Here is a 20030-nt window from a genome sequence, read left to right on the forward strand (position 1 = left end):
GAAACATCCCGAAAGTTTCTCGACGCGCGGCAAGGGTGCCGCGGGGAGGAGGCTCGTCGTGCGACGAGACATCCGACGGGGCGGCCGCTACGCCGCCCCGGCACTGGCGGCGGCGACCGCGCTGGCGATGGGCGTGCCGCTCGCGGCGTCCGCCGCCCCGGCGCCGGCCCCCACCCGGGCCGCGGCCGCGGTCCAGGCGGCGGCCGTGGACCTGACCTACGACTTCGAGGACGGCACGCAGGGCTGGGGCGCGCGCGGCCCGGCGACGACGGCCGTCACCACCGAGGCGGCCCACGGCGGCGCCTCGAGCCTGCTCACCACGGGCCGCACCGAGGGCTGGCACGGCGCCACGGTCGACGTGACCGGGGACCTCGCCGCGGGCGAGGCCGTCGAGGTCTCCGCCTGGGTCCGCCTGCCCGCGGGCAGCGCGCCCGCCTCGGTCAACCTCTCCGTGCAGCGCGACCTCGGGGGCAGCGCCTCCTACGAGGGCGTCGCCGGCGCGGCGGGGACGGTGACGGCCGACGCGTGGACCGAGCTCCGCGGCACCTACACGCTGCCCGTCGCCTCGGACCGGGTGCAGCTGTACGCCGAGGGCACGGCGGGCGCGTCCTTCCTCCTCGACGACGTCACCGTGCGCACGACGAGCGTCCCGGGCATCCAGGACCTGCCCGGCCTGGCGGACGTGCTGGCCGAGGACGGGATCGAGCGGGTCGGCGTCGCCGTCGACCGCCGCGAGACGACCGGCCTGGCCTCGGAGCTCCTCACGCGCCACTACAGCGCCATCACGCCCGAGAACGACGGCAAGCCCGCCGAGATCCAGCCCGTCGAGGGGCAGTTCACCTTCGACGACCTCGACGCGCTGCTCGACTTCGCCGACGCGAACGACGTCGAGGTCTACGGCCACGTGCTCGTGTGGCACTCGCAGACGCCGGACTGGTTCTTCCTCGACGGCGACCGCCCCCTCACGAGCGCACCGGCGGACCAGGCGCTGCTGCGCAGCCGCATGGAGGCGCACATCAAGGCGATCGGCGAGCATGTCGCGGCGCGCTACCCCGACGGCGACAGCCCCATCTGGGGCATGGACGTCGTCAACGAGGTCATCGCGGACGGCGACAACGCCAACCCGCACGACATGCGCGACAGCCGGTGGTTCCAGGTCCTCGGCGAGACCTTCGTCGACGACGCCTTCCGCTACGCGGACCAGTACTTCCCCGGCACCGCGCTCTTCATCAACGACTACAACACCGAGATGCCGGCCAAGCGCGCCCGCTACGTCTCGCTCGTCGGGGCGCTGCAGGAGCGGGGCGTGCCGATCGACGGCGTCGGCCACCAGGCGCACGTCGACTTCGCGCGTCCGGTGCAGTGGCTGGCCGACTCGGTCGACGCCGTCGAGGCGCTCGACCCGGACCTCCAGCAGGTCGTCACCGAGCTCGACGTCAACTCCTCGCGGGAGAACCGCGGCGCGGACGTCGGCGGCGGCGGCGAGTACGTGCAGGTGACCGACGACCGCGAGGCCGCGGCCGCGGAGATCGGCTACTACTACCGCGACCTCTTCGACGTGCTGCGCGAGCGCAGCGACGTCATCTCCTCGGTGACGATGTGGGGCATCAACAACGGCCGCAGCTGGCTGCGGACGTGGCCGAGCGCCCGCCCGTGGGAGCAGCCGCTGCCCTTCGACGACGCGAACCAGGCGCTGCCCGCGTACTGGGGGATCGTCGACCCGTCGCAGCTGCCCGAGCGGCCGGAGGACTTCCTGCCGCCGCGCTTCTCGGACCTGCCGACGGTGCAGGCGCGGGCCACGACGCCCGGGCCGGGCGGGGTCGCCGTCGACTACGTCGTGCCCGAGGTGCGGGACACGCAGGACGGCGTCGTGACGCCGACCTGCTCGCCCCGCGCGGGCAGCACCTTCGCCGTCGGCGAGACGCTCGTGCGGTGCGCCGCCACGGACTCGCGGGGCAACGTCGAGCGCGGCACCTTCACCGTCGAGGTCGCCCCGGCGACGCAGCTCGGCGTCACGCTGCGGGGCGCGAGCCCCGCGACGCCGCGGGTCGGCCGCACGGTGACGGCCACGGCCGTCCTCTCCGTCGACGGCCCGGGCGCCCTGCGCAGCCGGACGCTCGACGTGGCGTGCGCGTCCGTCGAGGGCTCGCCGGGTCGCCTCGACCTGGCCGTCCAGCAGGCGGCGCTCGACCGCCTGGCGGTGCGCGACCTCCGCGCCGGCCGCGACGTCGTCGTGACGATGCGCGGGACGGCGACGACGGCGGGCGCGGCCGCCACCGACTGCACGGTCTCGGTCGAGGACGAGGCCGGCCTCGTCGTCAGCGACACGGTGCGCGTCGAGGTGGCAGTCCGTCCCTGACGCCCACCAGCGCGTGAGGGGGCCGGGTCCGCGCAGACCCGGCCCCCTCGTGCGTCCCGGCGCCCGGGCACGCGTGACCGACCGGCCGCGACCCCTCCCGCCCGGGCCGGCGACCTGGCACCGTCGGCCCCGCCCGCACGGCCGCGGGCACGGGTCGTGGGCAGCACCGGGAGGCACCGTGGTCGGGTCGGCGGACGTCGTGGTCGTCGGGGGCGGGGTGGTCGGGGCGAGCGCGGCGTTCCGCTGCGCGCAGGCCGGGCTGGACGTCGTCCTCCTCGAGCGCGGGGAGCCGGCGGGGGGCTCGTCGGGCAAGCCGGTCGGCGGGGTCCGCGCGCAGTTCTCCGGCGCGACCAACGTCGCGCTGGCCGCCCGCAGCCTCGCCGCCTACCACCGCTTCACCGCGGAGATGGGGGCCGACGTCGGCCTGCGCCGGACCGGCTACCTCTTCGCCCTGCGCACGGCGGCCCACGTCGAGGCCTTCCGCCGTGCCGCCGTCGTCCAGCACGCCCACGGGGTCCCCAGCCGGCTGCTCGGGCCCGCCGAGGCCGCCCGGCGCGGGGTCGTCCTGCGGGCGGAGGCCCTCGAGGGGGCCGCCTGGTCGCCCGACGACGGCGTCGCGCGCCCCCGCGCCGTCGTCGCCGCCTACCTCGCCGCGGCCACCGCGCTGGGCGCGCGGGTGCGGCGGGGCTGCGCGCTCCTCGGGGCCGAGGCGATCCCGGGAGGCCGGGCCCGCCTGCGCACCACGGCGGGGGACGTCGAGACGCCCGTCGTCGTCGTGGCCGCCGGCGCCTGGTCGGCCGGGGTGGGGCGGCTGCTCGGGGTCGACCTGCCCGTGCGCCCGGTGCGCCGCCAGATCGCCTTCGCCCCGCCCGCCGCCACGGCCGCCCTCGGGCTGCCGGTGCCCCCGGAGGCGCTGCCCTTCACCATCGACCAGACCTCGTGCGCGTACTGGCACGGCGACGGCGAGGGCGGGCTCCTGCTGGGGTGGGCCGACCCCGACCAGGCCGAGGGGGAGGACGTCACCGTCGACGACGGCTGGCACGCCGGGCTCCGCGCGGCGCTGGCCGAGGTGGCCCCCGCCCTGGCCGGGCTCCCGCTCGGGCGCGGGTGGGCCGGCCTCTACGAGGTGACGCCGGACCGCGACGCGGCCCTCGGGCCGGTCCGCGGCGGCCTCGCCGACGACGGCGTCCGCGTGGTCGCCGCCACCGGCTTCTCCGGGCACGGCTTCCTCATGGCACCGGCCGTCGGGGAGGTGGTGCGCGACCTCGTGACCGGGCGGCCCCCGGTCGTCGACGTCGCCGGGCTGTCGCCGGACCGCTTCGGCGCCGCGGCGGCCGCCGTGCGGACCGAGGTGGCCATCGTCTGACCGGCCGTCGTCCGCCCCGGCGACCGACCGCACGGGCCGGGCGCCCGCCTAGCCTGCGCCGCGTGACCACCCCCGCGGACGCGCCGCCCACCACCGTCGTCATGGACCTCGGGAACGTGCTCGTGCGGTGGGACCCGACCCGGGTGTGGAACACGCTCGACCCGGCCGACGTCGCGGCCTTCCTCGCCGCGGTCGACTTCCGCGCGTGGAACCACGCCATGGACGCCGGCCTCACCGGCGCCGAGGCCGTCGCCCGCCTCGAGGCGACCGACCCCGCGCACGCGGCCGTGGGCCGCGCCTACGTCGACGGCTTCCTCGACACCCTCGTCGGCCCCGTGCCGGGCACCCGCGCCGTCGTCGAGGAGCTCGCCGCCGCGGGCGTCCGGCTCCTGGCCCTCACCAACTGGTCGGCCGAGCTCTTCGACCGGGCGGCCGACGTCCTCGAGGAGGTCGTCGGGCTCTCGACGTTCGAGGACGTCCTCGTCTCCGGCCGCGAGCGCCTGGCCAAGCCCGACCCGGCGGTCTTCCGGCTCCTCCTCGACCGCCACGGCCTCGACCCCGCGGCGACGGCCTTCGTCGACGACGCCCCCGCCAACGTCGAGGCCGCCGCCGGTGTGGGCCTGCGGGCGGTGCTCTTCACGGACGCGGGCGCTCTGCGCCGGGAGCTCGGGCGGATGGGCCTGCCCGTCGCCCCGCCCGTCGGCCGCTAGCCGCGCCGGGGCAGAGGGACCGGGCCGCGCGCCGGGCGGGCACGCCGGGCGTCACGCGCCCGGCGGCGTTCCCGCTCGAGCCGGCGCAGCCGCACCGGGCACCGGGCCGCGTGCACGTGCGCCAGCTCCGCCGGCGACATGTCCGGCCACCGGTCCTCGTACTCGAGCGCGCACGCGCACCCCGTCTGCCCGACCCCCGTGTAACCCATGGTCGGTCGATCGGCGGATGCCGGTGCAGGAGCGAGCGTCCCGGGCGCCCGCCCAGCCGCCCGGCGCAACGTGCCTGCGCCGGGCGGGTGCCGCTGGGGGGCGGGAGCAATCCGCCGTGGAGGGCCGTCCGGGCGCACCGGCACGTGACGTGGACGTCGACCTCACGTCCTGGACGCCCCGGGAGGTGGAGGAGGCGTCGACGTCACGGCCGGAGGGCTCTCACCGGTGACGTAGACGTCGCCTTCGCGCGCCCGGGCTTCCGCTCAGCCCTCGCTGACGCGGACCGCGACCTTGCCCCGCACGTGACCGCCGGCGGACAGGCGCATCGCGTCGACCGCGCGCTCCAGCGGGAACGTCTCCTGCACCTCGACGCGCAGCGCGCCCTCGTCGACGAGCGCGCCGAGCCGCTCGAGGCCGGCGCCGTCCGGGCGGACCCAGACGTGGTGGCCGCCGTGCTCGGTGACGCCGCCGTCGACGATCGAGGCGAGCCGGCCGCCGTCGGCGAGGACGGCGAGGGACTGCTCCAGCACGCCGCCGACGTAGTCGACCGCCACCGTGACGCCGCCCGGCGCCAGGGCGCGCACGCGGTCCTCGAGCCCGTCGCCGTACGTGACGGGCTCCGCGCCGAGGCCGCGGAGGAAGTCGTGGTTGCGCTCGCTGGCCGTCGCGAGGACGCGGGCGCCGCGGGCCACGGCGATCTGCACCGCGAGGTGCCCGACGCCGCCGGAGGCGCCGTGGAGGAGGACGACGTCGTCGGGCCCGACCTCGGTGAGGTCGAGGGAGCGCAGCGCCGTGAGGCCGGCCAGCGGCAGGCTCCCCGCCTCGTCCCACGAGAGGCCGTGCGGCTTGCGGGCCAGGCTCGTGGCCGGGACGGCGACGAGCTCGCCGAAGGTCCCGCCGTGCAGCAGGTCCTTGCGGGCGTAGGACACGACCTCGTCGCCGGCCTGCCACTCGGGGGTGTCCATGCCGGTGCGGACGACGACGCCCGCGACGTCCCAGCCCGGCACGACGGGGAAGACGGTGTCGAACACCGGGTCGAGGGCGCCGCTGACGAGCTTCCAGTCGACGGGGTTGACCGAGGTCGACCGGACCGCCACGAGCGCGGTGCCCGGCGCCACCTTGGGCTCGGGGAGGTCGGACAGGTGGAGGCCGTCGAGGCTGCCGTCGGGGGCGTAGGTGTCGTAGCTGATCGCGCGCATGCCCTGCCCAACGGCCCGTCGGCGGCACGGCTTCCCCCGGTCGGCCGCCGGCCGTCGCGGTTGAGAGTTCGGTGCACCGAAACTAGCGTGCGGGCATGGAGGGACCCGTCCGTCGCGGACGCCCAGGTGCACGCCCGGGAGCACGCCCAGGAGCACGCCCGGCGGCCGTCGCGGCCGCCGTCGCCGTGCTCGCCGCGGGCTGCACCGTCCCGGGCACGACGCCGGACGACGACCGCCCGGTCGTGCTGACCACCTTCACGGTCCTCGCCGACGTCACCCGGGTCGTGGCGGGCGACCGCGTGCGCGTCGAGTCGCTGCTCGAGCCGGGCGCCGAGGTCCACGGCTACGAGCCGACCCCCGGGGACCTGCGCCGCGCGGGGGAGGCGGACCTCGTCCTCGACAACGGGCTGGGCCTGGAGGCCTGGTTCGAGCAGTTCCTCGAGGACGTCGACGCGCCCCGCGTCGTCCTGTCCGACGGCGTGGCGACGGTCGACATCGCGGCGGACGCCGCGGCGGGACTGCCGAACCCGCACGCGTGGATGAGCCCCGTGGAGATGCGGGTCTACGTCGCCAACGCCGCCGAGGCCCTCACCGACCTCGACCCCGAGGGCGCGGCCACCTTCGCCGCGAACGCCGAGGCCTACGACGCCGAGCTGCGGCGCCTCCACGAGAGCACGCTCGAGCAGCTGGCCGCCGTCCCGACCGCGCAGCGCGTCCTCGTGACGTGCGAGGGGGCCTTCTCCTACCTCGCCCGCGACGTCGGGCTCGAGGAGCAGTACCTCTGGCCGGTCAACGCCGAGCAGCAGGCGACGCCGCGCCGGGTGGCCGCCGTCACCGACCTCGTCGCCGACCGCGGTGTCCCGGCGGTCTTCTGCGAGTCGACCGTCTCGGACGAGGCCATGCAGCAGGTGGCCGCCGCCACCGGCGCCGCCTTCGGCGGGACGCTCTACGTCGACTCGCTCTCGGCGCCCGACGGGCCCGTCCCGACCTACCTCGAGCTCGTGCAGCACGACGTCGACCTCGTCGTCGCCGGGCTCACCGGGGACGCCGGGTGAGCGCCCCGCCGGCCCTGGAGGTCCGGGGGCTCACCGTCCGCTACGGCGAGGTCAGCGCCCTCGAGGACGTCTCGCTCACCCTGGGGACCGGGCGCGTGTGCGGGCTCGTCGGCATGAACGGCTCGGGCAAGTCGACCCTCTTCAAGACGGTGATGGGGACGGTCCGCCCGCGCTCCGGGACCGTCGTCGTGGCCGGCGGCAGCCCCGCCGCCGCCCGGCGGAGGGGCCTCGTCGGCTACGTGCCGCAGTCCGAGGACGTCGACTGGACCTTCCCGCTGTCGGTGCGGGAGGTCGTCGAGACGGGCCGGTACGGGCACCTCGGCCCCACCCGCCGGCTGCGGGCGGCCGACCACGCCGCCGTCGCCGAGGCCCTCGACCGCGTCGGCCTCGCCGACCTCGCGCAGCGGCAGGTCGGCCGGCTCTCGGGCGGGCAGCGCAAGCGCGCCTTCCTGGCCCGCGCGGTGGCGCAGGGCGCGGCCACGCTGCTGCTCGACGAGCCCTTCGCCGGGGTCGACCGGACGTCCGAGGCCACCATCACCGAGCTGCTGCGGACGCTCGCGGCCGAGGGCGCGAGCGTCCTCGTCTCCACGCACGACCTCCAGGCGCTGCCCGACCTCGCCGACGAGGCCGTCCTCCTCATGCGCCGGGTGCTCCTCCACGGCCCGAGCGCCGAGGTCCTGCGCCCCGAGAACCTCGCCCTCGCCTTCGGGCTCGACCCCCTCCGCCGGCAGGAGCGCCCGTGACCGTCCTCGACCTCCTCCTCGACCCGCTGACGTACGGCTTCATGGCCCGGGCGACGGCGACGGTCGTCGTCGCGGCGGCCGTCTGCGGCCTGCTGTCGTGCTGGCTCGTCCTCGTCGGGTGGTCGCTCATGGGCGACGCCGTCTCGCACTCGGTGCTGCCCGGCGTCGTGCTGGCCTACGCCGTCGGCGCCCCGTTCGCGGTGGGGGCCAGCGTGTTCGGGCTGCTCTGCGTGGTCCTCGTCGGGCTCGTGCGCGACGGCGGCCGGGGCCGGGTCAAGGAGGACGCCGCCATCGGCGTCGTCTTCACGACCCTCTTCGCCCTGGGGCTCGTCCTCGTCTCCGTGACGCCGAGCCAGGTCGACCTCGGGCACATCGTCTTCGGCAACGTCCTCGGCATCGGGACGGCCGAGCTGGCGCAGGTGCTCGTCATCGGCGCGCTCGTGGCGCTGGTCCTGCTCGTCAAGCGGCGCGACCTCACCCTCTACGCCTTCGACCCCGTGCACGCGCACGCCATCGGGCTCAGCCCCCGGCTCCTCGGCGCGCTCCTGCTCGGGCTGCTCGCGCTGACGGCCGTCGTGGCGCTGCAGGCGGTCGGCGTCGTGCTCGTCGTCGCCATGCTCATCATCCCCGGGGTGACGGCGGCGCTCCTCACGGACCGGTTCGTCCGGCGGCTGGTCCTCGCCCCGTCGGTGGCCGTCGTCTGCTCGCTGGTCGGCGTCTACACGAGCTACTACACCGACACCTCGACCGCCGGCGCCGTCGTCCTCGCGCAGGGGCTGGCCTTCGGGGTCGTGCTCGTCGTCACCCGGCTGCGGGTCGCGCGGCAGGCCGGCCCGGGCCGGACGCGCCGGTCCGACCGCGCCGCGAACGACGACGTCGCGGCGCCGGCCGCCTGACCGTCAGGCCGGCTGCACCCACACGGCACGGGCGGCGGCGGGGTCCAGCGCGAGCGCCGGACCCCCGGGACCGCCCAGGAGCACCCGCACCTCGTCGCCCGGCCCGTCCTCCGGGACGTGGACGACGGCACCGGGCACGAGGCCGCGCGCCGCGAAGTCGCGGAGCCGGGCGGGGTCGTCGTCGGACACGCGCACGACGGTGACGTCGCCGCCCGCCGCGGCGTCGGCGAGGGCGACGGCCGCGGGCGGGTCGAGGGCGCCCGACGCCGAGGGGATCGGGTCGCCGTGGGGGTCGCGCGCGGGGCGGCCGAGCACCTCGTGCAGGCGCTCGACGAGACGGTCGGAGACGGCGTGCTCCAGCACGTCGGCCTCCTCGTGGACCTCGTCCCAGCCGTAGCCGAGCATCTCCACGAGGAACGTCTCGATGACCCGGTGCCGTCGGACCATGCTGACGGCCACGGTGCGGCCCGCCTCGGTGAGGCGGATGGCGCCGTACGGCGCGTGGTCGAGCAGGCCCCGCTCGGTGAGCTTGCGCACCCCGTCGGAGACGGTGGACACCCGCAGGCCGAGCCGGTCCGCGAGCAGCCCCGCGGTCACGGGCTCGCTCGACCACTCGCCGAGGCCCCACACCACCTTGAGGTAGTTCTCGGCGCTCGGGGTGAGGTCGGAGGCCGCGGGCACGCCGACAGGATGACGCACCCGCCGACGGGCGCGGCGCCGCCCGCTGGCTCAGCCGCCGAGGCTGCCGCTGGCGGTGAGCTCCTCGGCGACGTCGACGAGGCGGCGGTTCGTCGTCTGCGAGACCCGGGTCAGCAGGACGAAGGCCTGGTCGGCGGTCACCTTGTGCCGCTCCATGAGGATGCCCTTGGCCTGCCCGACGACGTCGCGGGTGGCGAGGGCCCGGGCCGTCCCCTGCATCTGCAGGGAGTCGGCGACGGCGACCGCGACGTGGCTGGCCAGCAGCCGGCCCACCTGGGCGGCGTCCTCGTCGAAGGCGCCGGGGCGGCCGGCGCAGAGGTTGAGCGCGCCGAGGTTGTCGCCCTCGACGAAGAGCTGGAGGGCGAGGACCGAGCGGAGCCCCACCTCGCGGGCACGGGCCGCGAGAGCCGGCCAGCGGTCGTCGGCGGCGAGGTCGTCGACGACGAGGACCTCGCGGTCGAAGACGGCGTCGAGGCACGGGCCCTCGCCGGTCTCCTCCTGCAGTCGGTCGAGCAGGTGCGCCAGCCGGCCCGTCTCGGCCTGCGAGCTCACGCGCCGCCGGGCACGGACCAGGCTGATCGACCCCTCCTCGGCGCCCGGGACGAGGTCGACGGCGGCCCGGACGGCGCGCTCGACGCGCCCCGGCGTCTCGGCCGTGGCCTGGAGCTCGCGGGCGAGCCGCGCCAGGCGGGCGGCCAGGTCCGGTCCCGCCTCCACGGCGGCCTCCGTCCCGGTCCCGCTCTCGCCGACGTCGTCGTGGAGGCTCTGCAGGTGCTCGTGCCCCGGTCCCGCGGTCACCCGGGGCCGACCGCGGCGTCGTCGGTGCCCGTCGTGGTCCGGCCGGACGCCTGCTGCGCCCGCGCCACGATCCCGGCGGCGACGTCGTGCACCTTGGTGTTGGTGCGCTGGCTGGCCCGGCTGAGGTGCTGCCAGGCGGCGTCGGGGTCCACGCCCTCCTCGAGCATGACGACGCCCTTGGCCTGCTCGATGACGGCGCGCGAGCGCATGGCCTCGCCGAGCTGCTCCGCCAGCGTCACGGCCGCGCTGTACCGCGCGACGTCGGCGACGGCGGGGGCCAGCCGGTCGGCGAGCTCCCGGGCGGTCGTGAGGGCGTGGCCCACGAGCTCCTGCCCCGTGGAGCAGTAGAGCGAGAGGACGCCGACGACGGTCTCGCCGTCGCGCAGGGGGAAGGAGGCGGCGGCACGCACGCCGTGGCGGCCCGCCACCCGGACGAAGGAGGGGAAGGCGGCCACCTCGGCCGTCACGTCGACGACGACGCCCTCGCCTGAGGCGACCACGGCGAGGGTGGGGCCGAAGCCGGCCTCGTACTGGCGCTCGTCGAGGAGCGCGGCGACCGGCGCGGAGAAGGCCGCCGACACGACCTTCCGGCGGTCGACGAGGGCGACGGAGACGCCCTCGACGCCGGGCAGCGTCTCGGCGACGAGGTCGACGACGTGCTGCAGGTACTGGCCGACGGGCTGGTCGAGGCGGAGCCGGTCGACGGTCCGCAGGGCGGCGGCCACGGCGGGCGGGAAGGAGACGGCCTCGAGGGGCGCGTCGAGGGCGGCGGCGACGGAGCCGTCGAGGACAGGGTCGTGCATGCGAGAGCGCTCTCTCTGCCGGACCACCGCGGGGCGCGGGGTAGGACGGGCCACGGGACGCCCGTACGCGGACCCCCGTGGACCAGTGAGAGCTGTGTCCTCAACTCGAAGCCGCTGCGAGCAGGCGTCGACGAACGACGTCGGCCGCGACGGCCACCGGTCCCACCACCGTAGTGGTGCGCGGTCGCCCCGGGCACCCGGTGACGGGCCGACCGGTGCGGCGTCGTCAGGCGGTGCGGTCCTCCCACGCGACGACGACGCCCTCGCGCTGCGCGAAGCGCTCGAGGTGGCCGCCGAGGACGTCCTTGACGACGGCGAGGACCTCGGCGTCGGGCGCGTGGGCCAGGAGGACGAGCCGGGCCGCCTCGGCCCGGACGACGCCCCGGCCGGCGCCGATGGTCAGCTCCTCGCCCTCCGCGGTGCTCTCGACGGGCGCCTTGCGGGACAGGTGCGTGACGAGCTGCTTCGCCCAGCGCTCGGGGCGGTCGATCTCGACGTCGGCGCGCGAGGTCAGGACGGCGGGAGGGGTGTCCACGGGACCCAGGGTGCCCCGTCGGGGTGGCCGGACGCACGTGCGTGGGGCCGTCGGCCGCGCCGGGTGCCAGGCTGCGCGCGTGCTGCTGCGCCCCCGACGCGACGAGGACCTGCCGGCGGTGGTGGAGGTGCTGCGCGCCGTCCACGCCGCGGACGACTACCCCTCCCGCTGGCCCGACGACCCGGCCGGCTGGATGAGCCTCCCGGGCCTGCACGGGGCATGGGTCGCGGTCGCGCCGACGGACGGGGCCGTCGTCGGGCACGTCGCCCTCGTGGCGCCCGCCCGCCTGCCCGAGGGGCCGCCCGCCGGTGGTCCCGGCACGGCCGAGGTCGTGCGCCTCCTCGTCGCCCCCGACCGACGCCGGTCCGGGGTGGGCTCGCTGCTGCTGGCCGAGGCCGTCGCGGCGGCGCGGGCGGACGGCCTCGACGTCGACCTGCAGGTCGTCGCGGGCAGCGGGGCGGTCGACGTCTACGCGCGTCTCGGGTGGGTCGAGACCCGCCGGCACGCGGCTTCGTGGGTGGGGGCGGACGGCGTCCCCCCGCAGGTCGTGCGCATGGCGCCGCCCGGCCGTGCGGCGGCGGAGGCCGCCCGGTGACCGTCCTCGCCTTCGCGGTCGCGGTGGCGGCGATGCTCGCCAACACCGCCGCGACCCTCCTCGAGGCCCGGGGCAGCCGGCGCGCCCGGCCCGGGCAGCCGGTCTGGCGCCAGCCCAGCTACGTCGTCGGTCTCCTGCTCGACGGGCTCGGCTGGGTGCTCGCCGTCGTCGCGCTGCGGACGCTGCCGGTCTTCGCCGTCCAGTCCGTCCTCACCTCGTCGGTGGCGCTGACGACGGTCCTGCACCGCGGCGGCGTCCGGCGGCTCGGACGGGGCGAGGCCGCGGGCGTGGTGGGCGTCGTGCTCGGGCTCGTGCTCGTCGCCGGCAGTGCGGCCACGGACCGCCCGGACAGCCTGCCCGCCGCCGCGACGCCCGTGCTCGTGGGCGCCGCCGTGCTCCTCGCGGTCGTCGCGCGCCCCGTCGCCCGGTGCGGCCGGCCGCTCGTCGTCGCGGCCGTGGCCGGCATCGCCTACGGCGGCGCGGCGCTGTGCGTGCGGGCGCTCCACATCACCGACGACCTCGTCGCCGACCTGCGCCTGCTCGAGCACCCGCTGACGTGGTCCCTCGTCGTGCTCGGCGTCGTCGGCGTCGTCCTCGTGGCGGCGGCGCTGCGCGACGGGTCGCCCGGCACGGTGACCGCGGTGCTGTCCGTGACCGAGGTGCTCGTCCCGGGCGGCGCCGGCCTGCTGCTCCTGGGCGACGCCGTCCGGCCCGGCTGGGAGCCGGCGCTCGCCGTCGGGGTGCTCCTGCTCGTCGGCTCGGTGCTGCTGCTGGCGCGGCAGGGGGAGCAGGTGCGGCGGCCGTCGGCCCGGCGTGAGGCGGTCTGACGCACGGACGGGCCCGCCACCCCGCGGGGTGACGGGCCCGTCGTCGCGGACGCTGCGTCAGCCGACGTCGACGCCCGCGCTGCGCAGGACGCGCGCGTCCTCGTCGGCCTGCTCGGCGCTGCCGATGCTCGGGCCGCGCGGCGGGATGGCGTCGTACTCGGCCGGGTCGAGGTCGGCGACGCGGCCGGTGGCGACCGACGTCATGAGCCCGTCGAGACCGACGTACGTGGCCCGCGTGAGCATGGCCCGGTACTGCTGGCCGAGGCTCTGCGTCTGGCCGCGGATCTCGAAGAGCACCGCGCCGCTGCCGTTGAGCTGGAACGAGCCGAGGCCCGTGCCCGGCAGGTCGAGGCCCTGCGGGTACAGCGTGACGTTGCCGAGGACGGGCCGGCGCTCGGCCGCCTTCTGCAGCGCCTGGTTCACGGCGACGTTGAGCTGCTTGGAGTACTCGAGGTCGTAGCCCTCGGCGTACTCGGCGTACTCGGGCTTCGTCGACGGGTCGGCGACGAACTGGCCCGAGATCGACAGCGTGACGAACTGCTCGGGGTCGTCCGGCATGACGTAGCAGGCGCCCTGGTGGTGCAGGTCGACGTACGTGTCCACCTCGCCGAACTCCGCCTGCAGGCCGCGGTAGACGTCGCGCACCGTCGAGGCCTCCGGCGTGACGTACCAGCCGGCCTCCTCGGAGCTGCCCGGGAAGTCCTCGGGCTGCGGGACGTACGACAGGTCGGGGTTGTAGTCCCGGTTGGTGTCGAAGCCCGGGGCGCTGCCGTAGTCGTCACCCGTGCGCGGGGTGTCGTAGTAGTTCCACGACGGCTCGGCGCCGCGCAGCTGCGGGTGGCGCGCCTGCACCTCGGCCCACGTCTGGTCGTTGCCGCGGCGGTCGAGCTCGGCGCCGTCGGGGTTCATCTTGGGGATGGCGACGAGGGTCAGCTCGTCCCGCCAGCGCTGCGCCTTCGGCGTCGTGCTCGTGCCCATCCACTCGACGAGGTCGACGAGCGCGTCCGTGCCGACCTTCTCGTTGCCGTGGATCTCGCTCGTCATGAGGACGACCTTCTCGCCGGTGCCGACGCGGGCCGACCAGATCTCGCGGCCGCGGTTGCTGCGGCCGACCTGCTCGACGTCGACGGCGCCCCCGCTCACCTCCTCGATCCGGTCGAGCTCGACGGCGAGCTCGCGGTGGTCGGTGAACTCGTTGATGGGCAGCTTGCGCGGGGTGTCGCTGCAGGTGGGGGCCGCGGCGGCGAAGGCGGCGTCGGACGGCTGCGCCGCGGCGAGCGACGACGACCACGCGGGCGGGGCGTCGGCCGACGCGGACGGCGGGGCGGCCGAGCCCGGGAGGGTCGTGACGGCGAGGAGGGCGGCGGTGCCGAGGCCGACGGCGACGGTGGACCGGGTGGTACGGGCGCGGAGGCGCACGGGTGCTCCAGGGGTGGCGTGAAGGGGAGGCGAGGGCTGGAGCAGCTGCGAAGGGGGCGGGTGGCCCCCGGACCGGGTGGGTGATGTGTACCGATGGTCCGGTTTCGGTGTCAACGGCATCTGACAGGTCGAGACCAGAAGTCGGCCGACGGCGACGTCCCGCGCCCGGCCCGGGGAGCGTGTGCGCCCAGGACGCGGTGCACCGCGACCTGGGCGCACACGCTCCGGGGCCGGCCTCTCAGCGGCGGCGCGCCCGCTGCCTCAGGAGCACGCGCGCCCGCAGCGCGACGACGACGAGGGCGAGCAGCCCCACGACCGTGAGGGCGCCGGTGACGGCGGCGGGGAGGCCGTCGTCCTCCGCGGCCGCGGCGTCGTCCCCGCCGAGGGTCTGGCGGACCTCCTCGGCGACGACCTGCTCCGGCGTCGTCGTGGGCGCCGGCGCCGTCGTCGGCTCCGGCGCCTCGGGCGCGGCGAGGACCTGCTCGGCGACGAGGGCGGCCACGTCCTGGATGTAGGGGTCGGCCGCCGCCGTGGGGGAGCGGCCGTCCTCCGTCTCGGTGAGGACGACGAGCGCCGTCTCGCGGCCCGGGTCGAGCAGGTAGCCGCCGGCGTGGCTCACGCGCGAGGTGTCGCCCGTCTTCGTCGCCGTCTGGACGTCGTCCTCGACCTCCTCGGCGATCTTCGTGTCGAGCTCCTGCTGACGCATCCACCCGAGCAGGCGCCCGCGCGAGGCGGGCGCCAGGACGTCGTCGTCGTGGACGGCGCGGAGCAGCTCGAGCGTGCTGGCCGCGTCGAGGTCGTTGCTCTCGTCCTTGGGCCCGTCGGAGAAGAAGAGACGGCCCATGTGGGTCGGCTCGAGGCCGAGGTCCTCGACGAGGCGGTCGACCTCCTCGAGCCCCACCTCCTCGGCAAGGACGTTGCTCGCCGTGTTGTCGCTGACGGTGATGGCGAGCCCGCAGAGCTCGCCGATCGTCGCCTCGTACGGCGAGGAGTACCCGGCGAGGACGCCGGTGCCGGGCACGTCGTCGGAGTTCGTCACCTCGACCGTGTCGTCGAGGGCGAGGTCGCCGCGGTCGACGGCGCGCAGCACCGCGACGACGAGCGCCACCTTGATGAGGCTCGCGGAGGAGTAGGACTCGGTGGAGCCGAGCACGACCGGGCCGTCGGTGAGCGTCGCGCCGCCGAGCGACTGCACGCCGACGGAGAGGCGGACGTCGTCGTCGGCCGCCTCGTCGACGACCTCCTGCAGCGCGGCCACGTCGAGCCGGCCGGCGCCGGGGACCGGCGTCGGCGCGGGCGCGGAGGTCGCCGTGCTCGTCGGCCCGTCCGTCGGGGCCGTCGTCGACGCGGCGGCCGGTCCGACCGGCCCGAGGAGCAGCGGGGCGACGACGGCGGCGGCGGCGAGGGCGGCGGGCAGGGCGGGGAGCGGACGCACGCGGCGCATCCTGCCCCGTCCGCGGCGCCGGGTGGCGCCGCCCCGGCCGGTGTGCTGCGACGTGCCGCCGGGCGGCGCGGAACCCCGGGGTCAGCGGCCGACCGGCACCCGCCCGTGCTCGCGCAGCAGCGCGAGGAGGCGGTGGCCGTCGGGCGCCGCGACGACGGGCACGTCGCCCTCGGCGTCGACGGTGGCCCGCGCCCCGCGCTCGACCTGGCGGATCGCGACGGCGGCGACGGCGCCGGGGTGGTCCCGGGCGAAGGCCCGGTAGACCGCGGGGTCGTGCTCGCCGTCGTCGCCGACGAGCACCCAGCGCACGTCGGGCAGCTCCCGCGCCAGCCGCTCGAGGGCCTTCCGCTTGTGCGCCTGCCCGTCGCGGAACCACCGCTCCGGCGTGACGCCCCAGTCCGTCATGAGGAGCGGCCCGGCGGGGAAGCCCCGGCGGGCCAGGAACCGGACCACCGGGCCGCCCAGCTTCCACGACCCGTTGGACAGGTAGACGACGGGGACGTCGCCGGCCGTGCCGGCCAGCGCGCGCAGCAGGGCGGCGACCCCGGGCACGGGGTGCCGGCTCGCGCTCGAGCCCGAGACGGTGCGCCAGGCGGCGAGCAGCGGCTGCCGCAGCCCGGTGATCCAGACGGTGTCGTCGACGTCGCACACGACGCCGGTCCGTGCGCCCGCCGGCACGGCGTGGACGACGCCGCGGGCGGGCGAGCGGCCCGGCAGCCGCAGCTCCACGGGCAGGCGGCGCGGCGCGTCGGGCGGCAGGTCGAGGGGGACGACCTCGTCGAGCAGCCCCGAGGCGTCGGTGCGGACGGTCGTGCCGCCGTCGGGCGCCCCCGGGAGGTCGACGGCGACCGGGGCGTCCGGCAGGTCGACGGTGAGGAAGCGCCGCCAGCCCGGCAGCCCCACCCGCTGGACGGGGCCGCGGCCCGGGGGTGCGGCCTTGACGCGGCCGAGGACGCGAGCCGCCGTCCGCCCGTCCGCCGCGGGCACGGCGTAGCCGGGGTGGACGAGCGCGGCGGGCCGCCAGCCGACGCGGAGCGCCACCGCGGCGACGGCGTCGCGCAGGGCCGTCTGCGCGCGGTAGGCGGCGGCGACGCCGCGGGGGGCGTCCTGCGGGGTCAGCCGGTCGAGGTCCCTCATCGCGGGCCAGGCTGCCGCACCGGCCCGCCGCCCGCCCGTCACGCCCCCGTGGCCCGCCGGTCACCGGGAGCCGCCGACCCTGCGCCCATGACCTCCTCCGCACCCCGCCCGCCGGTCCGTCGTCGTGCCGTGACGGCGGTCCTCGCCGCCGCGGCCCTCCTCGCGGGGGGCGCCCCGGCGGCGTCGGCGGCGACGACGCCGGAGCCCCGCCGCTCGGCCTCGATGCTCACGATGAACCTCTGCCTCTCCGGCGTCGCCGGCTGCTTCGGCCGCACGCAGTACCCCGCCGTCGTCGCCGAGGCGGTGGCGCGCGTCGAGGAGCACGCGCCGGACGCCGTCACGCTCACCGAGGCCTGCAGCGGCGACGCCGAGGACGTGGCCGCGGCGACGGGCTACGACCTCGCCTTCTCCGTCGTCGTCTACGGCGGGGCGCCGCTGCCGTGCCGCTCGCCGGAGGGCCGCGGGGTCTTCGGGCTCGCCGTCCTGACGCGCGAGGCGCAGGTGCGCGTCGAGGAGGCGCCCTACGCGGCGCAGTCCGGGGCCGAGGAGCGGCGCTGGGCCTGCGCGACGACGGTCGACGACCTCACCGCGTGCGTCACCCACCTCTCCACGGCGGGGACGCCCGCGGCGCGCGCCGCGAACGAGGCGCAGTGCGGCGAGCTGGCCGACGTCGTCGCCGCGCAGGGAACCCGCCGCGCCGTCCTCGTGGCGGGCGACGTCAACCGGCTCGCGCCCTGCACGCCGCCGGGCACGTGGGCCCGCACGGACGCCGCCGCGGCCCAGGCGCCGGGCATCCAGCACGTCTACGGGACACGGGCCGCGCTCGCCGCCGGCCCGGCCGTCGTCCTGCCGATGACGTACACCGACCACGACGGGCTGCTCGTCGGGGCGCGCCGCCGGGGCTGACCCGGCGGTCCGCGGTCAGCGGCTGCTGCCGACCAGGTCGCCGACCGGGCCGCCGACCGAGGCCGTGGCGCGGGCGGCACGGCGGACGGCCTTCGTCGCGTACATGCGCTGGTCGGCGGCGCAGAGGACGTCGGAGGCGTCGTCGCCCGGGCCGGCCGCGACGGCGCCGACGGACAGCCCCAGGACGAGCCCCTCGACGTCGTCGACGAGGGGGTCCGCCGCCGTCGCGAGCCGGGCGGCGAGGCCGTCGAGCTCCTCGGGGGGCAGCTGCTCGCAGAGGACGACGAACTCGTCGCCCCCGAGGCGCGCGACGGTGTCGCCGGAGCGCACGAGGGCCTGCAGCCGCCGCGCGACCGTGCGCAGGACCTCGTCGCCGGTCTCGTGGCCGAGGGTGTCGTTGACCGCCTTGAAGCCGTCGAGGTCGCAGAAGAAGAGGGCGGGCCCGGCGCTCGCGCCCGGCCGCGCGAGCGCCCGGTCGAGGCGGTCGAGGAGGACGCGCCGGTTCACGAGCCCGGTGAGGGTGTCGTAGGTGGCGTGGTGGTCGACCTCGGCGAGGACCTCGAGCAGGCGTCGCCGCTGGGCGCGGAGGACGAGCAGCTGCTCGACCTGGCCGGCGAGGTCGTGGAGCGCGGCCAGCTGGTCGTCGGTGAGACGGCGCGCGACCTGGTCGAGCGCGCAGACGGTCCCGACGGCGAGGCCGTCCGGGTCGTGCACGGGCACGCCCACGTACATGCGCACCGTGTCCTCGCGGCCGTCGACGAGCGGTCCGTCGGCGAGCCGGGCGTCGTCCCGGGCGTCGGGCGTGTGGATCGTCAGGTCCTCGGCGACGACGTGCGCGCACGGCGTGTCGTCGCGGTCCATGCTCACCGGGCCGTCCGCGCCGGCGACGACGTCGAGCCGGTGCTCGCCGACGACGGTGACGTAGGCGGTGGGCGCGCCGGTGATGAAGCGCGCGAGCCGCGTCACGGCCTCGAGGTCGGCGGCGGGCGCCTCCTCGAGCAGGCCGAGGCGGTCCAGCGCGGCCACGCGGGCGTCGTCGTCGAGCGGGCGGGCGGGACGGGTCACGGCTCTCCTCCCGCGGGCGGGGTCGGCAGGGCCCGCCCCGCGCGCTGCTGCACGGGACGGGCGGTGGCGGGGGCGCCGCCGGTCCGTGCATCGGCAGCGCCGCGGCGGCGCCTGAGCGCGGGGGGAGCGGGCCGCCGCGCCGAGGTCATCCGTCCGGCGTACCCGGGGCGGCGGCGTCGCGGGGCAGGATCGCGGGCGTGCACACCGACCTGAGCGAGCCGCAGCTGTGGGAGCACCGCAGCACGCTGGCCGACCCCGACGGCGTCGACGAGTTCTGGGCGCGGACCCTCGCCGAGGCCCGCGCCGTCGGCGGGCCGCTGCGCGCCGAGCCGGTGACGACCGACCTGCGGACGCTCGAGGTCCACGACGTGACCTTCCCCGGCTTCGGGGGCGAGCCGGTCCGGGCGTGGCTGCGGCGACCCGTCGCCGCGCTGCGCGGGGACGCCCCGCTGCCTGTCGTCGTCGAGTACGTCGGCTACGGCGGCGGCCGCGGCGAGCCCGAGGAGCGGCTCCTGTGGGCGTCGGCCGGCTTCGCGCACCTGCTCGTGGACACCCGCGGCCAGGGCTCCGGCTGGAGCCGCGGTGACACCCCCGACAGCGGGCCCGCCGGGCCGCAGGTGCCGGGCGTCATGACGCGCGGCGTCACGTCGCCCGAGACGTCGTACTACCGGCGCTTCCTCACCGACGCCGCCCGCGCCGTCGACGCCGCCCGGGCGCTGCCGTCCGTCGGCGTCGACGTCGACCCGTCGCGCGTCGCCGTGATGGGGACCAGCCAGGGCGGGGCGGCGGCGCTCGCGGCGGGGGCGCTCGTGCCCGACGTCGCGGCCGTCGTCGCGCAGGTGCCCTTCCTCTGCGACGTCCCGCGGGCGCTCGCGATCACCGACGCGGACCCCTTCCACGAGGTCACGCGGTACCTGGCCCGCCACCGCTCCCACGTCGACGCGGTGCTGCGCACGCTGGCCCACGTGGACGGCGTCGTCATGGCCCGCCGCGGCCGCGCGCCGGCCCGCTTCTCGGCGGCGCTCATGGACGCGATCTGCCCGCCCTCGACCGTCTTCGGCGCCTTCCACGCCTACGCGGGGCCGAAGGAGATCGTCGTGTGGCCCTACAACGGCCACGAGGGCGGCGAGACGGAGGACGAGCGCGGGGCGCTCGCCTTCCTGCGCCACCACCTGCGCCACCCCTGACGCCCCGTCCCCTCTCGCACGTGTGGCCATGTGGCGCCCTCCGGAGGTCCGGGGGCGCCCACATGGCCGCACGTCGC

General features: G+C 77.3%; 19 protein-coding genes. 10 read left to right on the top strand and 9 right to left on the bottom strand.

The window, feature by feature from the left end; genetic code table 11:
* The first annotated feature begins 58 nt into the window (after positions 1-58).
* From EDC03_RS14845 to EDC03_RS14855, 3 genes are all read left to right on the top strand, one after another.
* The gene (locus tag EDC03_RS14845; RefSeq protein WP_199720290.1) at positions 59-2359 is read left to right on the top strand and encodes an endo-1,4-beta-xylanase; all 2301 of its coding nucleotides are present in this window, start codon (positions 59-61) and stop codon (positions 2357-2359) included.
* A gap of 178 nt (positions 2360-2537) precedes the next feature.
* On the top strand, positions 2538-3725 hold the full coding sequence (locus EDC03_RS14850; RefSeq protein ID WP_123381039.1) for an NAD(P)/FAD-dependent oxidoreductase: 1188 nt from the start codon (positions 2538-2540) through the stop codon (positions 3723-3725).
* Positions 3726-3787: 62 nt separating this feature from the next.
* The gene (locus tag EDC03_RS14855) at positions 3788-4435 is read left to right on the top strand and encodes an HAD family hydrolase (protein ID WP_199720291.1); all 648 of its coding nucleotides are present in this window, start codon (positions 3788-3790) and stop codon (positions 4433-4435) included.
* A gap of 473 nt (positions 4436-4908) precedes the next feature.
* Here the strand turns inward: EDC03_RS14855 and EDC03_RS14865 are convergent, their stop codons facing one another.
* Positions 4909-5844 carry an NADP-dependent oxidoreductase gene (locus EDC03_RS14865; RefSeq protein ID WP_123381041.1) on the bottom strand — a complete coding sequence of 312 codons (936 nt, stop codon included), beginning with the start codon at positions 5842-5844 and terminating at the stop codon, positions 4909-4911.
* Between the two features lie 95 nt (positions 5845-5939).
* Here EDC03_RS14865 and EDC03_RS14870 point away from each other — a divergent pair, with 95 nt between their 5' ends.
* The 3 genes from EDC03_RS14870 to EDC03_RS14880 are packed head-to-tail and all read left to right on the top strand — an operon-like array spanning position 5940 to position 8538.
* Positions 5940-6899 carry a metal ABC transporter solute-binding protein, Zn/Mn family gene (locus tag EDC03_RS14870; protein WP_123381042.1) on the top strand — a complete coding sequence of 320 codons (960 nt, stop codon included), beginning with the start codon at positions 5940-5942 and terminating at the stop codon, positions 6897-6899.
* Positions 6896-7642, top strand: coding sequence for a metal ABC transporter ATP-binding protein (locus EDC03_RS14875; RefSeq protein ID WP_123381043.1), 747 nt, complete (start codon positions 6896-6898; stop codon positions 7640-7642). The genes EDC03_RS14870 and EDC03_RS14875 overlap by 4 nt, the downstream gene beginning before the upstream one ends.
* Complete coding sequence (locus EDC03_RS14880; RefSeq protein WP_123381044.1) at positions 7639-8538, top strand: metal ABC transporter permease; 900 nt, start codon at positions 7639-7641, stop codon at positions 8536-8538. The genes EDC03_RS14875 and EDC03_RS14880 overlap by 4 nt, the downstream gene beginning before the upstream one ends.
* Before the next feature lie 3 nt (positions 8539-8541).
* On the opposite strand, the gene EDC03_RS14885 is transcribed toward EDC03_RS14880, so the two are convergent.
* The 4 genes from EDC03_RS14885 to EDC03_RS17690 all read right to left on the bottom strand — a co-directional run bounded on the left by EDC03_RS14885 (position 8542) and on the right by EDC03_RS17690 (position 11373).
* Positions 8542-9219, bottom strand: a complete 678-nt coding sequence (locus tag EDC03_RS14885; protein ID WP_123381045.1) for a metal-dependent transcriptional regulator — start codon at positions 9217-9219, stop codon at positions 8542-8544.
* Between the two features lie 48 nt (positions 9220-9267).
* Positions 9268-10035, bottom strand: a complete 768-nt coding sequence (locus tag EDC03_RS14890; RefSeq protein ID WP_199720292.1) for a GAF and ANTAR domain-containing protein — start codon at positions 10033-10035, stop codon at positions 9268-9270.
* On the bottom strand, positions 10032-10838 hold the full coding sequence (locus tag EDC03_RS14895; RefSeq protein WP_123381046.1) for a GAF and ANTAR domain-containing protein: 807 nt from the start codon (positions 10836-10838) through the stop codon (positions 10032-10034). Before EDC03_RS14895 ends, EDC03_RS14890 begins: the two co-directional genes overlap by 4 nt.
* 226 nt (positions 10839-11064) lie before the next feature.
* Entirely contained in the window at positions 11065-11373 is a 309-nt protein-coding gene (locus EDC03_RS17690; RefSeq protein ID WP_158674327.1) for a DUF2218 domain-containing protein, read from the bottom strand.
* Between the two features lie 79 nt (positions 11374-11452).
* Here EDC03_RS17690 and EDC03_RS17695 point away from each other — a divergent pair, with 79 nt between their 5' ends.
* Together EDC03_RS17695 and EDC03_RS14910 are read left to right on the top strand one after the other, a co-directional pair.
* On the top strand, positions 11453-11968 hold the full coding sequence (locus tag EDC03_RS17695) for a GNAT family N-acetyltransferase (protein ID WP_158674328.1): 516 nt from the start codon (positions 11453-11455) through the stop codon (positions 11966-11968).
* The gene (locus EDC03_RS14910) at positions 11965-12795 is read left to right on the top strand and encodes a hypothetical protein (RefSeq protein WP_123381049.1); all 831 of its coding nucleotides are present in this window, start codon (positions 11965-11967) and stop codon (positions 12793-12795) included. Before EDC03_RS17695 ends, EDC03_RS14910 begins: the two co-directional genes overlap by 4 nt.
* A gap of 57 nt (positions 12796-12852) precedes the next feature.
* Here EDC03_RS14910 and EDC03_RS14915 read toward each other — a convergent pair whose 3' ends face one another.
* The 3 genes from EDC03_RS14915 to EDC03_RS14925 all read right to left on the bottom strand — a co-directional run bounded on the left by EDC03_RS14915 (position 12853) and on the right by EDC03_RS14925 (position 16795).
* The gene (locus EDC03_RS14915; RefSeq protein ID WP_199720293.1) at positions 12853-14214 is read right to left on the bottom strand and encodes a M14 family zinc carboxypeptidase; all 1362 of its coding nucleotides are present in this window, start codon (positions 14212-14214) and stop codon (positions 12853-12855) included.
* Between the two features lie 238 nt (positions 14215-14452).
* Positions 14453-15649, bottom strand: a complete 1197-nt coding sequence (locus EDC03_RS14920) for a serine hydrolase (RefSeq protein ID WP_148058106.1) — start codon at positions 15647-15649, stop codon at positions 14453-14455.
* Positions 15650-15739: 90 nt separating this feature from the next.
* Entirely contained in the window at positions 15740-16795 is a 1056-nt protein-coding gene (locus EDC03_RS14925; RefSeq protein WP_123381052.1) for an App1 family protein, read from the bottom strand.
* Positions 16796-16882: 87 nt separating this feature from the next.
* Between EDC03_RS14925 and EDC03_RS14930 the strand changes: the two genes are divergently transcribed.
* Positions 16883-17701, top strand: coding sequence for an endonuclease/exonuclease/phosphatase family protein (locus tag EDC03_RS14930; protein ID WP_148058107.1), 819 nt, complete (start codon positions 16883-16885; stop codon positions 17699-17701).
* Positions 17702-17716: 15 nt separating this feature from the next.
* Here EDC03_RS14930 and EDC03_RS14935 read toward each other — a convergent pair whose 3' ends face one another.
* Positions 17717-18766 carry a sensor domain-containing diguanylate cyclase gene (locus tag EDC03_RS14935; protein WP_123381054.1) on the bottom strand — a complete coding sequence of 350 codons (1050 nt, stop codon included), beginning with the start codon at positions 18764-18766 and terminating at the stop codon, positions 17717-17719.
* A gap of 197 nt (positions 18767-18963) precedes the next feature.
* Here EDC03_RS14935 and EDC03_RS14940 point away from each other — a divergent pair, with 197 nt between their 5' ends.
* Entirely contained in the window at positions 18964-19953 is a 990-nt protein-coding gene (locus tag EDC03_RS14940) for an acetylxylan esterase (RefSeq protein ID WP_123381055.1), read from the top strand.
* Positions 19954-20030: the final 77 nt, after the last annotated feature.

Source organism: Pseudokineococcus lusitanus (assembly GCF_003751265.1).
Lineage (GTDB): Bacteria > Actinomycetota > Actinomycetes > Actinomycetales > Quadrisphaeraceae > Pseudokineococcus > Pseudokineococcus lusitanus.